The 12,745-nt window shown below is 70.2% G+C and carries 16 protein-coding genes; 14 read left to right on the forward strand and 2 right to left on the reverse strand.

Features of this window, described 5'->3' with window-relative positions; genetic code table 11:
• The 13 genes from dgt to Q0R13_RS15870 all read left to right on the forward strand — a co-directional run.
• The coding region (gene dgt, locus Q0R13_RS15810; protein WP_293905623.1) for a dGTP triphosphohydrolase at nucleotides 1-907 on the forward strand (907 nt) is incomplete at its 5' end.
• 4 nt (nucleotides 908-911) lie between these two features.
• Nucleotides 912-1,145, forward strand: a complete 234-nt coding sequence (locus tag Q0R13_RS15815) for a hypothetical protein (RefSeq protein WP_293905625.1) — start codon at nucleotides 912-914, stop codon at nucleotides 1,143-1,145.
• Between the two features lie 132 nt (nucleotides 1,146-1,277).
• Nucleotides 1,278-2,144, forward strand: coding sequence for an SPOR domain-containing protein (locus Q0R13_RS15820; protein ID WP_293905627.1), 867 nt, complete (start codon nucleotides 1,278-1,280; stop codon nucleotides 2,142-2,144).
• The gene (nagZ, locus tag Q0R13_RS15825) at nucleotides 2,141-3,166 is read left to right on the forward strand and encodes a beta-N-acetylhexosaminidase (protein ID WP_293905629.1); all 1,026 of its coding nucleotides are present in this window, start codon (nucleotides 2,141-2,143) and stop codon (nucleotides 3,164-3,166) included. The genes Q0R13_RS15820 and nagZ overlap by 4 nt, the downstream gene beginning before the upstream one ends.
• 25 nt (nucleotides 3,167-3,191) lie before the next feature.
• Nucleotides 3,192-3,992: a ScpA family protein gene (locus Q0R13_RS15830; protein ID WP_293905631.1), complete on the forward strand. Its 801-nt coding sequence runs from the start codon at nucleotides 3,192-3,194 to the stop codon at nucleotides 3,990-3,992.
• 178 nt (nucleotides 3,993-4,170) lie between these two features.
• Entirely contained in the window at nucleotides 4,171-4,821 is a 651-nt protein-coding gene (scpB, locus tag Q0R13_RS15835) for an SMC-Scp complex subunit ScpB (RefSeq protein ID WP_293905633.1), read from the forward strand.
• Nucleotides 4,822-4,927: 106 nt separating this feature from the next.
• Nucleotides 4,928-5,137, forward strand: coding sequence for a twin-arginine translocase TatA/TatE family subunit (gene tatA / locus Q0R13_RS15840; RefSeq protein WP_293905635.1), 210 nt, complete (start codon nucleotides 4,928-4,930; stop codon nucleotides 5,135-5,137).
• A 71-nt stretch (nucleotides 5,138-5,208) separates the two neighbouring features.
• Nucleotides 5,209-5,793, forward strand: coding sequence for a Sec-independent protein translocase protein TatB (gene tatB / locus Q0R13_RS15845; protein WP_293905636.1), 585 nt, complete (start codon nucleotides 5,209-5,211; stop codon nucleotides 5,791-5,793).
• Nucleotides 5,790-6,707 (forward strand): twin-arginine translocase subunit TatC, encoded by a 918-nt coding sequence (tatC, locus tag Q0R13_RS15850; RefSeq protein WP_293905637.1) that lies wholly within the window; start codon nucleotides 5,790-5,792, stop codon nucleotides 6,705-6,707. Before tatB ends, tatC begins: the two co-directional genes overlap by 4 nt.
• A gap of 97 nt (nucleotides 6,708-6,804) precedes the next feature.
• Nucleotides 6,805-8,085 (forward strand): serine--tRNA ligase, encoded by a 1,281-nt coding sequence (gene serS / locus Q0R13_RS15855; RefSeq protein ID WP_293905639.1) that lies wholly within the window; start codon nucleotides 6,805-6,807, stop codon nucleotides 8,083-8,085.
• Nucleotides 8,086-8,242: 157 nt separating this feature from the next.
• Nucleotides 8,243-9,016 (forward strand): 5'/3'-nucleotidase SurE, encoded by a 774-nt coding sequence (gene surE / locus Q0R13_RS15860; protein ID WP_293905641.1) that lies wholly within the window; start codon nucleotides 8,243-8,245, stop codon nucleotides 9,014-9,016.
• Between the two features lie 3 nt (nucleotides 9,017-9,019).
• Nucleotides 9,020-9,676, forward strand: coding sequence for a protein-L-isoaspartate(D-aspartate) O-methyltransferase (locus Q0R13_RS15865; protein ID WP_293905643.1), 657 nt, complete (start codon nucleotides 9,020-9,022; stop codon nucleotides 9,674-9,676).
• 164 nt (nucleotides 9,677-9,840) lie between these two features.
• The gene (locus Q0R13_RS15870; protein WP_293905645.1) at nucleotides 9,841-11,559 is read left to right on the forward strand and encodes a LysM peptidoglycan-binding domain-containing protein; all 1,719 of its coding nucleotides are present in this window, start codon (nucleotides 9,841-9,843) and stop codon (nucleotides 11,557-11,559) included.
• Nucleotides 11,560-11,576: 17 nt separating this feature from the next.
• On the opposite strand, the gene Q0R13_RS15875 is transcribed toward Q0R13_RS15870, so the two are convergent.
• Entirely contained in the window at nucleotides 11,577-11,789 is a 213-nt protein-coding gene (locus Q0R13_RS15875; protein ID WP_293905647.1) for a hypothetical protein, read from the reverse strand.
• Between the two features lie 49 nt (nucleotides 11,790-11,838).
• Nucleotides 11,839-12,048 carry a hypothetical protein gene (locus Q0R13_RS15880; protein ID WP_293905649.1) on the reverse strand — a complete coding sequence of 70 codons (210 nt, stop codon included), beginning with the start codon at nucleotides 12,046-12,048 and terminating at the stop codon, nucleotides 11,839-11,841.
• Nucleotides 12,049-12,353: 305 nt separating this feature from the next.
• Between Q0R13_RS15880 and Q0R13_RS15885 the strand changes: the two genes are divergently transcribed.
• Entirely contained in the window at nucleotides 12,354-12,563 is a 210-nt protein-coding gene (locus tag Q0R13_RS15885; RefSeq protein ID WP_293905651.1) for a cold-shock protein, read from the forward strand.
• The last annotated feature ends 182 nt before the right edge of the window (nucleotides 12,564-12,745 follow it).

Raw genomic sequence — 12,745 nt, forward strand, 5'->3', positions numbered from 1 at the left:
CCCCGATCTGGCCGAGACCATCGCCCTGGCCCACGACCTGGGCCACCCGCCGTTCGGCCACGCCGGCGAGGACGAGCTGCAGGTGCAGATGCAGGGCTTCGGCGGCTTCGACCACAACGTCCAGACCTTCCGGGTGGTGACCAAGCTCGAGCGCCGCTATCCGCGCTTCGACGGGCTGAACCTGACCTGGGAGACCCTGGAGGGGGTGATCAAGCACAACGGCCCGGTGATTGACCAGCTGGCCAAGCCGTCCTGGAGCGCCATCTCCGAGTTCGACGGCGAATACGGCCTGCGCCTGGACACCTGGGCCTCGGCGGAGGCGCAGGTCGCCGCCCTGGCCGACGACATCGCCTACAACAACCACGACGTCGACGACGGGGTGCTGGCCGGGCTGTTCAACCTGGACGAGCTGGCCCACGTGCCGCTGATCGGGCCGCATGTGCTGAGCGCGGCGGCGGACTATCCGGACTGCGAGCCGGGCATCCTGCGCCTGGAGGCGGTGCGGCGGATGATCGGGGCGATGGTCGACGACGTGCTGGGCGAGACCCGGCGGCGGTCGCAGGGTGTGGCCTCGCCCGAGGCGGTGCGGGTGCTGGGCCATGCTCTGGTGGCCTTCTCGCGCGACATGGTCGAGGACCTGGGCCAGCTGCGGAAGTTCCTGATGGAGCGGATGTACCGCCACTGGAAGGTCAACCGCACCCGCAGCCAGGCCCGCCGCATCCTGGCCGAGATGTTCCAGCTGTTCATGGCCGAACCCGACGTCCTGCCCGCCGAGTGGTTCACCCGCGCCGAGGGCCGCGACGAGGGCGGCCGCGCCCGGGTGGTCTGCGACTACATCGCCGGCATGACCGACCGCTATGCGATCGAGGAGCACCACAAGCTGTTTCGCCTCGACGTCTGGACCTGACCGCGTGGACGTCTTGATCGTACGCGCCCCGATGTATCATTCGCTGGGGGATGAGGCCGCGTTCCTTACCTGGCTGAAGCGGATCCGCGCCGTGCAGAGCGCCCAGCTGCGGGGCGCCGACATCCACATCAGCCTGCGGGCCGGAAAGGTGTCGTCCGACGAACTCCGCGAGTTCCGCGCCCTCTTCCACCGCTACGGCCTGGACACCTCGGCCCTGATGGACCTGGAGCGCCGGTGAGGAGGACGAAAGGCCCACAGAAATCGGCCGCCGCCGCCCACGTCTCGCCACGCCGTCCGATAGACTGCCCCTCAAAGCGGGCGATTCGTGCCGAGAGCGATCGTACGCGCCTGGACCCCACGGAGCCCTCGGATGTCCGATCATGAGCGCGGCGCCTACACGCCTCCCACCGCCGATGCGCCGTTGAGCTTCGACCCTCGCCAGCCGGTGCGCGGTGCGCGGCCGATCCCGCTCACCCTGGTCCTCAGCGTACTGGTGCTGGCCGCCCTGGTGGGCGCGATCTTCTTGTTCTACCAGTCGGGCGTGCGCCACGCCGGCGAGGCGCCGCAGACGGTGGGCAAGCCGGTCGAGGCCATCAAGTCCGCCGCCCCGCCCGAGGCCCAGCCACAGGACCCGGCCGCGGGCCTGCAGGTCTATCGCTCCGAGGCGGGCGGGCCGGTCGATACCGTGCCGCCGCCCCCCACCTTTACCAAGGGTCCGGAGGCGCCCCAGGCGCGGCCGACCACCCCGGTGGTGGTGACCCAGGCGCCGCCGGTCCAGGCCAAGCCCGCCGCGCCTGCGCCGGCGGTCCATCCCGTCATCCCGGCGGCTGCGCCCCTGCCGCCGGAGGCCAAGGCAGCCGCCGCCATTCTCGCCCCCAAGCCCGCGCCACCGGCCGAGAAGGCGCCGCCCGCGAAACCGAAGCCGGTCAAGGCCGAAGCGGCGGCGAAGCCCGAGCCGAAGAAGATCGAGGTTCCGCCCGCCAAGCCGCCCGCCGCCGGCGGCGCGGTGGTGCAGATCGGCGCGGTCTCCTCGACCGCCCTGGCCGACAAGGCCTGGAGCGACGCCGTGGCCGTCGCCCCCGGTCTGGCCGCCGGCAAGGGCAAGGGGGTGGAGAAGATCGAGAAGAACGGCGGCACGCTCTATCGCACCGCCGTCACCGGCTTCGCCTCCAAGGCCGACGCCCAGGCGTTCTGCGCCAAGCTGCAGGCCGCCGGGAAGAGCTGCTTCGTCCGGTGAACGCCACGGCCTGCATCCTGGGCTGTTCAGGACCGGTGCTGACGGCGGCGGAGAAGGCGTTCTTCGCCGAGGTCCGGCCCTGGGGCTTCATCCTATTCGCGCGCAACGTCCAGACCCCGGACCAGGTGCGCGCCCTGGTCGCCGAGCTGCGCTGGACCGTGCAGCGGGCCGACGCGCCGATCCTGATCGACCAGGAGGGCGGCCGGGTGCAGCGCCTGGGTCCGCCGCACTGGCGGCGCTACCCACCGGGCCGCGCCTATGGCCAGCTGACGGGGAACGACCCGCTGCTGCGGCGCGAGATCACGCGGCTCGGCGCGCGCCTGCTGGCCCACGACCTGGCGGCGCTGGGTATCAATGTCGACTGCGTGCCGGTGCTGGACGTCCCCGACCCTGACGGCCACGAGATCATCGGCGACCGCGCCTATGCCCAGACGCCGCACGAGGTCGCCCTGCTGGGCCGCGCCGCCGCCGAGGGGCTGATCGCCGGCGGCGTGCTGCCGATCGTCAAGCACATCCCCGGCCACGGCCGCGCCAAGGCCGACAGCCACCTGGAGCTGCCGGTGGTGGAGGCCAGCTGGGAGGAGTTGGACGCCCGCGACTTCGCCCCGTTCAAGGCGCTCTCCGACATGCCCATGGCGATGACGGCACACGTCATCTACGCGGCGGTGGACCGCAAGCGGCCGGCTACCACCTCGCGCTCGGTCCTGCGCCGGGTGATCCGCGGCGCCATCGGCTTCGACGGCCTGGTGATGAGCGACGACCTGTCGATGAAGGCGCTGGCGGGCGACTTCCGCGCGCGGGCGGAGGACTCGCTGGCGGCGGGCTGCGACGTGGTCCTGCACTGCAACGGCGACATGGCGGAGATGAAGGCCGTGGTCGCCGGGACCGGCCGGCTGCGGGGCCGGGCCCTGCGGCGCGCCGACGCCGCCATGGCGCGGCTGCCGCGCGCGATGGAGCCTTTCGATGCGGCGGAGGGCCGCGCTCGCTTCGACGCGGCGTTCGACGGAAGATGGGCCGGATGATCCTGCTTCGCCAAGGCTTCGCAGCATGAGCGGCGGCTTCCAACCCAGCCTGGACTTGGCCACCGCGGCGGAGGACGGCGAGGCGCTGATCGTCGACCTGGACGGTTATGAGGGCCCGCTGCATGTGCTGCTGGCGCTCGCCCGCACCCAGAAGGTCGATCTGCTGAAGCTGTCGGTGCTGAAGCTGGCCGAGCAGTACCTGGCCTTCGTGCAGGAGGCGCGGCGGCGGCGCTTCTCGCTGGCGGCGGACTATCTGGTGATGGCCGCCTGGCTGGCCTATCTGAAGTCGCGCCTGCTTTTGCCCAGGGTCGAGCAGCCCAGGGCCGAGGAGGCGCCGGCCGAGGAAGTGGCCGCCCGGCTGGCCTTCCGCCTCGCCAAGCTGGAGGCCATGCGCGACGCCGCCGAGGGCCTGCGCACCCGCGCCCAGCTGGGCCGCGAGGTGTTCGTGCGCGGCGACCCGGAGGCGATCCGGATCATCCCGTCCGGCCGTATCGAGGGCGACCTCTATGGCCTGATGAGCGCCTACATCGGCCACCGCCAGAAGGAAGCGCACCGCAGCTACAGGCCCGCCGCGCCGGTGGCCTATCCGCTGGAAGACGCCCGCGACCGCCTGCGCCGCCTGCTGCCCGACCTCGACCGCTGGACCCCGCTGGCCGGGGTGGCGCCGAGGGGCACGCCGACCGCGGGGCCGAGCCGCGCCTCCTACGTGGCCTCGACGCTGGCGGCCAGCCTGGAACTGGTCAAGGAGGGCGAGCTGGAAGCCCGTCAGCTCGAGGCCTTCGCGGACATCTACCTGCGGGCGCGGAAGAGCGAGGCGGCGGCATGAGCCATCAGCATCAGGGCGCTGTTCTCCTCACCCGTAGAGGGAGGGGGACCCTGCGCAGCAGGATGGAGGGGGATTGCAGGATAGGTCTGGGCGGCGGCGCACCCCCTCCACCGCGTTCCGCGGTCCCCCTCCCCCTACCGGTGAGGAGAGTTGGACCCGCTTGCGGAGCATCCGGCCGATGACCGACAAGCTGGAGACCGCGCGGGAGATCGAGGCGCTGCTGTTCGCCGCCGCCGGGCCGCTGACCGACGCGGACCTGGCGAGCCGGCTGCCGGAGGGCGCCGATGTCGCGGGTGGCCTTGAGGAACTCGCCAGCCGCTATGCCGGCCGCGGGGTCGTCCTGGCGCAGATCGCCGGTGGCTGGCGGTTCCAGACTGCCGAGGACCTGGCCTGGCTGATGACCGAGGAGCGCGAGGAGCCGCGGCGGCTGTCGAAGGCCGCCCAGGAGACCCTGGCGATCATCGCCTACCACCAGCCGGTCACCCGCGCCGAGATCGAGGCGGTGCGCGGCGTGCAGGCCAGCCGGGGCACCCTGGACGTCCTGCTGGAGCTGCATCTGGTGCGCATGCGGGGCCGTCGGCGGACGCCGGGCCGGCCCGTGACATACGGCACCACAGACGCCTTCCTGGAGCACTATGGCCTCGCTGGCCTGGGCGACCTGCCGGGGATGAGCGAGATGAAGGCCGCGGGCCTGCTGTCACTGGATCTGCCGCCGGACTTCGCCGTGCCCGACCCCAACGCCGCCTCGCCCGACGAGGACCCGCTGGACCCGACGGATTCGCCCGAGTTCCACGTGGACTTCCTGGCCGACGATGAGGCGGGTCGATAGGCCGCCCCAGCTCATCGTGGCGTCCGGTCGCGGGACGGACTATATGGAGCCTCAATCGATGCGGAGAGCCGGCTTCGGCGCCGGGCCCCGCGTGTAGGAGATTTCTATGGGCACGCTTGCTCCCATTCACTGGGTCATCATCCTCGTCGTTGTGCTCCTGCTGTTCGGGGGCCGGGGAAAACTGTCCGGCATGATGGGCGATGCCGCCAAGGGCATCCGCGCGTTCCGCGACGGGCTTAAGGCCGAGGAAGAGCATCGTGACGCCGCCGCCAAGCCGCTGCCCAAGGACCCCGAGAGCGACAAGGCCCACAGCTGATCGCACCCGTCTCGGCGGCGAAGCCCAGGCGAGGCTTGATCGCGTGCCACAAGCTCGTCTAGGCCCAATGCATGTTTCCTGAAGGACGTTTCCTCGAGTTCCTGATCGTCGGGATCGTGGCCCTGGTCGTGGTCGGACCCAAGGACCTGCCGGTCCTGCTGCGGCGGCTGGGCCAGTTCACCGCCAAGCTGCGCGGGATGGCGGCGGAGTTCCGCGCCAGCTTCGACGAGATGGCCAGGCAATCCGAACTGGACGAACTGCGCAAGGAGGTCGAGGCCATGCGACACGGCCAGATCGCCGACATGGCGGCGCAGTCCGGGCACGCGGAGATGCAGTCCACGGTCAGCGAGATCGAGCAGCACCTGAGCGACGTCGGCGTGCAGCTGCACCCGCCGATGAGCTACCAGTACACGGAGATGCAGGCCCTGACGCCGGCGGCCGAGACGGCGGTGACGCCTCCCAAGCCGGCCCGCAAGCCGCGCGCGGTGAAGCCCAAGGCCGCACCCCAGGCCGCCACGGCGGCGCCCGCACCCGCCAAGGCCAAGGCGACGCCGCGCAAGCCGGCTGCCGCAAAGGTCGTGGTGAAGGCTGCGCCCAAGCCCGCGGCGCCGACCCGTAGGCCGCGCGCGAAGAAGCCTGCCGAGGCTGGCTCTTGAGCGACCTCCCTCCGGAAGAGTCCGACATCGAGGCGTCGCGCGCCCCACTGCTGGATCACCTGATCGAGCTGCGCCAGCGGCTGGTGGTGAGCATCGTGGCCCTGACCGTGGGCTTCGTGCTCTGCTTCGCCTTCGCGACCCAAATCTACAGCCTGCTGCTGCATCCGTTCGAGATCGCGGCGAACCTGCTGGCGGTGCGCAACGCCGAGGCGGCGCACCCGACGGGGTTCGACCCGAAGGGGCTGTGGGACGGCACCCGCAACCTGTTCCTGGCGCTGATCGGCCAGCAGCCCGTGCCGGTGGCGCCCAACCAGCACCTGCTCAAGCTGGTGTTCACCGCGCCGCTGGAGTTCTTCTTCACCAAGGTGAAGCTGGCGGGGGTCGGCGCCGTGGCCATCGCCTTCCCGATCCTGGCCTGGCAGGTCTACGCCTTCGTGGCGCCGGGCCTGTACAAGCGCGAACGCCACGCCTTCCTGCCGTTCCTGCTGGCCGCGCCGGTGCTGTTCTCGCTGGGCGCGGCGATGGTCTATTACGTGATCCTGCCCTTCGTGCTGTGGTTCTCGCTGAGCCAGCAGATCGTCGGCGCGGGCAACATCTCGGTGGAGCTGCTGCCCAAGGTCTCCGAATATTTCAACCTGGTGACCACCCTGCTGCTGGCCTTCGGGCTGTGCTTCCAGCTGCCGGTGGTGCTGACCCTGCTGGGCATGACCGGCATCGTCACCTCCAAGATGCTGATGAGCGGCTGGCGCTATGCGGTGCTGGGCGTCTTCGTGGTCGCCGCCGTGGTTACGCCGCCCGACCCGATCAGCCAGACCCTGCTGGCCGTGCCGATCATCGGCCTCTATTTCATCTCGGTGCTCTGCGTGAAGCTGATCGAGCGCCGCCGCGACAAGGCCGACGCCGCGGCGACCTGATCTACCTCCCCCGCGAAGCGCTGCCGCGATGGGGGAGGTAGTTGGCGCCTTCCCCGACGCGCTCTAGAGAGAGCCGCTTAAGCCCCCAGCGGACCCCATGCACGACATCCGAGCCATTCGCGAAACCCCCGAGCTTTACGAAAAAGCCTGGGCGGCGAAGGGCTCCGCGGGCCGGGTGGACGAGATTCTGAGTCTTGATCGGATCACGCGTGCGGCGAAGCAGAACTTCGAGGCGCACCAGGCCCGTCGCAATGAGCTGTCGAAGCTGATTGGACAGGCGAAAGCGCAGAAGAACGAGGATCGGGCTTCCTTCCTCGTTGCAGAGGTGGAGACGCTCAAACAGGCAATGGCGCTTGAGGCGGCCAATGAGCCCGAGGCAGCGGGACAACTACAATCCATCCTCGCATCGCTGCCCAACCTCCCGGCGCCGGACGTGCCGCCGGGCGCGGACGAAAACGATAACGTCGAGGTCCGCCGCTGGGGCGAGCCGTTCGCCATCTCCAACCCGAAGAACCACGCCGATCTGGGCGAAGCCACCGGCCTGCTGGACTTCGAGGCCGCCGCGCGGATGAGCGGATCACGGTTCACGGTGCTGAAGGGCGAACTGGCCCGGCTGGAGCGGGCCCTGGGCCAGTTCATGCTGGACCTGCAGACCCGCGAGCACGGCTACCTGGAGGTGTCGCCGCCTTTGCTGGTGCGCGATGAGGCAATGTTCGGGACAGGACAGCTTCCGAAGTTCGAGGAAGACCTGTTCCACACCACGGACGGCCGCTGGCTGATCCCCACCGCCGAGGTCTCACTCACCAACCTGGTCCGCGAGCAGATCACCGCCGAGGAGGATCTGCCGACGCGGCTCACCGCGCTGACGCCCTGCTTCCGGTCCGAGGCGGGCGCGTCGGGGCGCGACACCCGCGGGATGATCCGGCAGCACCAGTTCTACAAGGTGGAGCTGGTGTCGATCGTCGCGCCCGAGGCCAGCGAGGCCGAGCACGAGCGGATGGTGGGCTGCGCCGAGGCGGTGTTGAAGCGGCTGGAGCTGCCGTTCCGCACCATGCTGCTGTGCGCCGGCGACATGGGATTCTCGGCGCGCAAGACCTACGACCTGGAGGTCTGGCTCCCGTCGGAGGGCCGCTACCGCGAGATCAGCTCCTGCTCGAACTGCGGGGACTTCCAGGCGCGGCGCATGGACGCGCGGACCAAGACGGCCGGGGAAAAGGGCACGCGGTTTGTCCATACCCTGAACGGCTCGGGCCTGGCCGTGGGCCGGACCCTGGTGGCGATCATGGAGAACTACCAGGACGAGGACGGCCGCATCGCCATCCCCCAGGCGCTGCATCCCTACATGCCGGGCGTGACCCACATCGGGGGCGCGAAGTGAGCGCCGCCGCCCCTTTCCCTACCCTTAATGGGGAGGGACAGCTCGCGAAGCGAGCCGGGTGGGGAAGTCAGGATCAAGCTCCGACTCCGCACCCCGGCCCACACTTCCCCACCCGGACGGCTTCGCAGTCTGTCCCTCCCCATGAAGGGGAGGGAAAGTGAGGATCCTGCTTACCAATGACGACGGGATCCATGCGGATGGGCTGGCGGCGCTGGAGCGGATCGCGGCGCAGCTCAGCGACGACGTCTGGGTCTGTGCGCCGGAGTATGAGCAGTCGGGGGCCAGCCGGGCGCTGACCCTGGCCGATCCGGTGCGGGTGCGGACCCTGTCCGAGCGTCGGTTCGCCACCACCGGCACGCCCACCGACTGCGTGATGTTGGGGATCAACGACCTGGTGCCGGGAAAAAAGCCGGACCTGGTGCTGTCCGGCGTCAACCGCGGCGCGAACCTGGCCGAGGACGTCACCATGTCCGGCACGGTGGCCGGCGCCATCGAGGGCATGGCCCTGGGGGTGCCGTCGATCGCCCTGTCGCAGATGGGCTTCTACGAACCCGGCCAGAGCTTCGATGCCGCTGAGGCGTTCGCGCCCGGTATCATCAAGCGGCTGGTGGAGATCGGCTGGCCGGCGGAGGTGGTGCTCAACATCAACTTCCCGAACGGCGAGGTGGCCGACATCAAGGAGGTGGAGGTCACCCGCCAGGGCTTTCGCGATTTCCAGATCCGCCACGCCGAGAAGCGCCTCGACCTGCGCGGCCGCGACTACTACTGGATCGGCTTCAAGCAGCTGCGCTCCAGCCCGCCGGAGGGCACCGACCTGCGCGCACTCTACGACGGCCGGATTTCGGTGACGCCGCTGCACATCGACCTGACCCATCAACCTACCGTCCACGCCCTCAAGGGTCAGCTGGGCGGCGTCCCTCCGAAGGTCTGAGGCATGTCGGACGACGACGACACGCCTGAGACCCGGATGGCGCGCCTGATCCTGGCGCTGCGCAGCCAGGGGGTGACCGAGCCCAAGGTGCTGCACGCGGTCGAGACCACGCCGCGGCCGCTGTTCACCCAGGCGCTGTTCAAGGACCGCGCGTTCGAGGACTCGGCCCTGCCGATCGCCTGCGGCCAGACGATCAGCCAGCCGTTCGTGGTCGGGCTGATGACCCAGGCGCTGAGGATCGACCGCCGCGACCGGGTGCTGGAGATCGGCACCGGCAGCGGCTACCAGACCACGATCCTCTCGAAGGTGGCGCGGCTGGTCTACACCGTGGAGCGCTATCGCACCCTGATGAAGGAGGCCGAGGGCCGGTTCAAGGAACTGGGTCTCACCAATGTCATCACCCGTTTCGGCGATGGCGGCGAGGGGTGGCCGGAACAGGCGCCTTTTGACCGCATTATGGTCACGGCGGCGGCGCCGGCTGAGCCCAAGGCTTTGCTTTCGCAACTGAAACCGACAGGAATTCTGGTGGCGCCGATCGGGAAGGGGCCCGTCCAGAGCCTTCGCCGCTATGCCGGCGACGGCAAGGGGGGTTTCCAGGTGGAGGACCTGATCGACGTGCGCTTCGTGCCGCTGCTGGACGGCGTGGCCAAGGAGCTCTGACCTTTTTGTGTCGTGCGCGGCCCGCCGAACGGGAAACCGGTTCGGCGGCGAGGATGCGCACTATTGCTTGATCTACCGATTGCGGGTTGGCGGGGGCGTCGGCTCGCCGCAACTATCCCACCTCACGCCCCGATGATTCCCACCGTCACCACCCCGGAGCGGCGATGAACAAACGCCTCGAACGAACGGTCCTGGTCCTGCTGGCCGGCACAGCGCTCAGCGTGGGTGCGACCCCAGGCTTCGCGGTCGCGCGCCCGGCCGTCCAGCCGCCGCCGACCGCGGCGCATGCCTTGGGCTCGGCGGTGACGGACACCGAGACCGTGCCGGTGCTAACCTTCGCGCCGCCCGCCGTCGACGCCGCGGCGCATGTGAAGTCGAGGCGCCACCACCGAGGGGCCGCCGCGGCCGAAGCGGCCAAGCCCACGACCTACAAGGTCCGCAAGGGCGACACCCTGGCGATCGTCGCCGGCAAGCTCGGGACCGATATCGAGACCCTGGCCAAGGCGAACCACCTCAGGAAGCCGTATCCGCTGACCCCGGGCCAGGTGCTGAAGGGGCCGAAGGGCGCCGAGCCGGCGGCCGACCAGCCGTCGAAGCGTGGCGCCAGGTCGTCCGCCGCGGCCGAGCCCAAGACCTATGTCGTCAAGTCGGGCGACACCCTGTTCTCGATCGCCAAGCGGTTCGGCGTCACCGTCGCAGCGTTGAAGGCGGAGAACGGCATCGGCCGCAGCGCGTCGATCGCGCGGGGCCGCAAGCTGCGCCTGCCCGGCGATCACGAGACCCGAGCCGAGCCGGCCCGGGACGAGACGCCGGCGCCGAGCGCCAAGGGCCGCCGCCACGCCGAGGCCCTGCCGGTCCGCGAGGCGCAGAGCGGTCCCACCGAGGGCGCCAGCGGCCGCGTGGTCGAGGTCGCCGCGCCCGGCAAGGGCTATCGGATCCGCAAGGGCGACACCCTGGAGAAGGTGGCCCGCAAGCTGGACACCGGGATCGAGGACCTGGCGCGCCTCAACCGGCTGAAGCGCCCCTACCACCTGCGGCCGGGCCAGACGATCCACGCCGCCGGCAGCTCGGCCAAGGCCTATGTGGTCGTCCGCGGCGACACCCTGGCGGGGATCGCCCAGCGGTTCGGCGTCTCGGTGGACAAGCTGCGTGCGGCCAATGGCCTGCGGCGGGGCGGCACGGCCGCGCCGGGACGCAAGCTGCGGCTGCCGGCCGGTTATCGCGACCGGGGACCGGTGCTGTCGCCGACCCGGCCCGAGCGCGACGAGACGCCGCCGTCCTCGTTCCGCAACCCGCCGCCGGTCGGCCAGACCCTGCCGCCGCCGCGCTCGGCTGCGCCTTCCGAGGGCTTGCCGGGCGCGCCGCAGCCCTACAATCCGTCGGGCCGCACGCCGCGGCCCAGCCAGTCCTACAACCCGCAGGGCGGCCTCAACGGCGCGCCAACGGCCAGTCCGCCGGTGAGCGACGCCCAGATCATGCAGATGGGCCGTGGCCTGTTCGCCTGGCCGCTGCGGGGCGAGATCCTCTCCGGGTTCGGCGGCCGCGGCAGCGGCCCGCGCAACGACGGCCTGAACATCCGCGCCAACGCCGGCGATCCGGTCCGCGCGGCCGCGTCCGGCGAGGTGATCTATTCCGGCGACCAGGTGCCTGGCTTCGGCAACCTGGTGCTGATCAGCCACGCCGACGGCTGGGTCACCGCCTACAGCAACCTCGGCAAGGTCGGGGTGCGCATGCGTCAGAAGGTGACCCAGGGCGAGCAGATCGGGGAGGCGGGCTCCAGCGGCGGCGTGTCCGAGCCGCAGCTCCACTTCGAGGTGCGCTACCGGCCCAGCCCGGACGAAAAGTACCGGGCCGTGGACCCGGCGCTGGTGATGCCCAAATAGGGGAGCGGGGGCAGGAGCTACGCCCCGCGGTCGAGCACGCTCTCGGCCACGCCGCCCTGTTCGATCTTGACGCCCAGGTAGCGCATCACGCCGCCCACGAAGCTGATGTCGGCGACCGGCAGGTCACGGTCGCGCTTCAGCGCGATCACGTCGTTGAGCGTCAGGCGCAGGGTCATGTCGTCCCGGCGCACGCCCTCAGCCTCGGCGGCCTCGATCTGGCTGCGGAACACGGGCGCCGGTGGGCCGCGGCGGGGAACGGTTGCGGGACGGGCCATCGGATCAGGCCGCGTTGAAGAAGCCGTGCTCGCCGGTGACCCGGACGAGACAGGGCTTGCCGGCGTCCTGCGCTGCGCGGGCGCGCTTGTTGGCGGCGGCCTTGGCCACTTCCTTGTCCGGGGTGGCGTCCAGCATCTCCCCGTCATGCTCCACCGCCCAGCCGGTCTCGTGGCGAACCACGGTGAAGACGGCTCTGTCGGGGGCGTTGCGCATTGGGGTGTACTCCATCGGGCTCGACGGGCTTACGCCGGAGCCGGTTCGCCACGTAAAGGACGCGAGCCCGCATACTACAGTTAAAGCTGCGTCTTGTCGTGGACCTGAGGCAAATTATTCATGGTCGCCTTGTGCCTATGGGCAGACGTCGTATGGTGGATCGATCGAATATCGCACTGGCTCGCGAGCTTTCGGTGTGGACTTCCTGAAGTTCCGGCCCCGGAAACTATCCACGACCCTCTCCGAGAATTTGATGCAAGCGGCGGTCAGCGCCGCGAAATATTTGCACCCGGAAAGGGATCCAAATGGCAGTCGGTACTGTGAAGTGGTTCAACGGCCAAAAAGGCTTCGGCTTCATCCAGCCCGATGAAGGTGGCGCGGACGTGTTCGTGCACATCTCGGCGGTGGAACGGGCCGGCATGGCCTCCCTGCACGAAGGCCAGAAGGTCAGCTTCGAGCTCGAGCGCGACCAGCGCAGCGGCAAGATGTCCGCCGCCCAGCTCAGCGCCGCCTGAACCACGCCGAAATTACCGAGAAGGCCGGCGCAAGCGCCGGCCTTTTTCTTTTCCCTCCCCTTCATGGGGAGGGTCGACTCGCCGTCAGGCGAGCGGGGTGGGGAACGGTGGGCCGGAACGCGGCGTCGGTAGGGATCGTGAGTTCCCCACCCTGACTGCTTCGCAGTCTGTCCCTCCCCATG

The organism is Phenylobacterium sp. (assembly GCF_025351295.1).
Classification (GTDB): Bacteria; Pseudomonadota; Alphaproteobacteria; order Caulobacterales; family Caulobacteraceae; genus Phenylobacterium.

Coding starts and splice junctions, on each gene's coding strand:
- Q0R13_RS15820 (WP_293905627.1), top strand. CDS start 1,278: ATGTCCGATCATGAGCGCGGCGCCTACACGCCTCCCACCGCCGATGCG.
- Q0R13_RS15830 (WP_293905631.1), top strand. CDS start 3,192: ATGAGCGGCGGCTTCCAACCCAGCCTGGACTTGGCCACCGCGGCGGAG.
- scpB (WP_293905633.1), top strand. CDS start 4,171: ATGACCGACAAGCTGGAGACCGCGCGGGAGATCGAGGCGCTGCTGTTC.
- tatA (WP_293905635.1), top strand. CDS start 4,928: ATGGGCACGCTTGCTCCCATTCACTGGGTCATCATCCTCGTCGTTGTG.
- tatB (WP_293905636.1), top strand. CDS start 5,209: ATGTTTCCTGAAGGACGTTTCCTCGAGTTCCTGATCGTCGGGATCGTG.
- serS (WP_293905639.1), top strand. CDS start 6,805: ATGCACGACATCCGAGCCATTCGCGAAACCCCCGAGCTTTACGAAAAA.
- Q0R13_RS15865 (WP_293905643.1), top strand. CDS start 9,020: ATGTCGGACGACGACGACACGCCTGAGACCCGGATGGCGCGCCTGATC.
- Q0R13_RS15870 (WP_293905645.1), top strand. CDS start 9,841: ATGAACAAACGCCTCGAACGAACGGTCCTGGTCCTGCTGGCCGGCACA.
- Q0R13_RS15880 (WP_293905649.1), bottom strand. CDS start 12,048: ATGCGCAACGCCCCCGACAGAGCCGTCTTCACCGTGGTTCGCCACGAG.
- Q0R13_RS15885 (WP_293905651.1), top strand. CDS start 12,354: ATGGCAGTCGGTACTGTGAAGTGGTTCAACGGCCAAAAAGGCTTCGGC.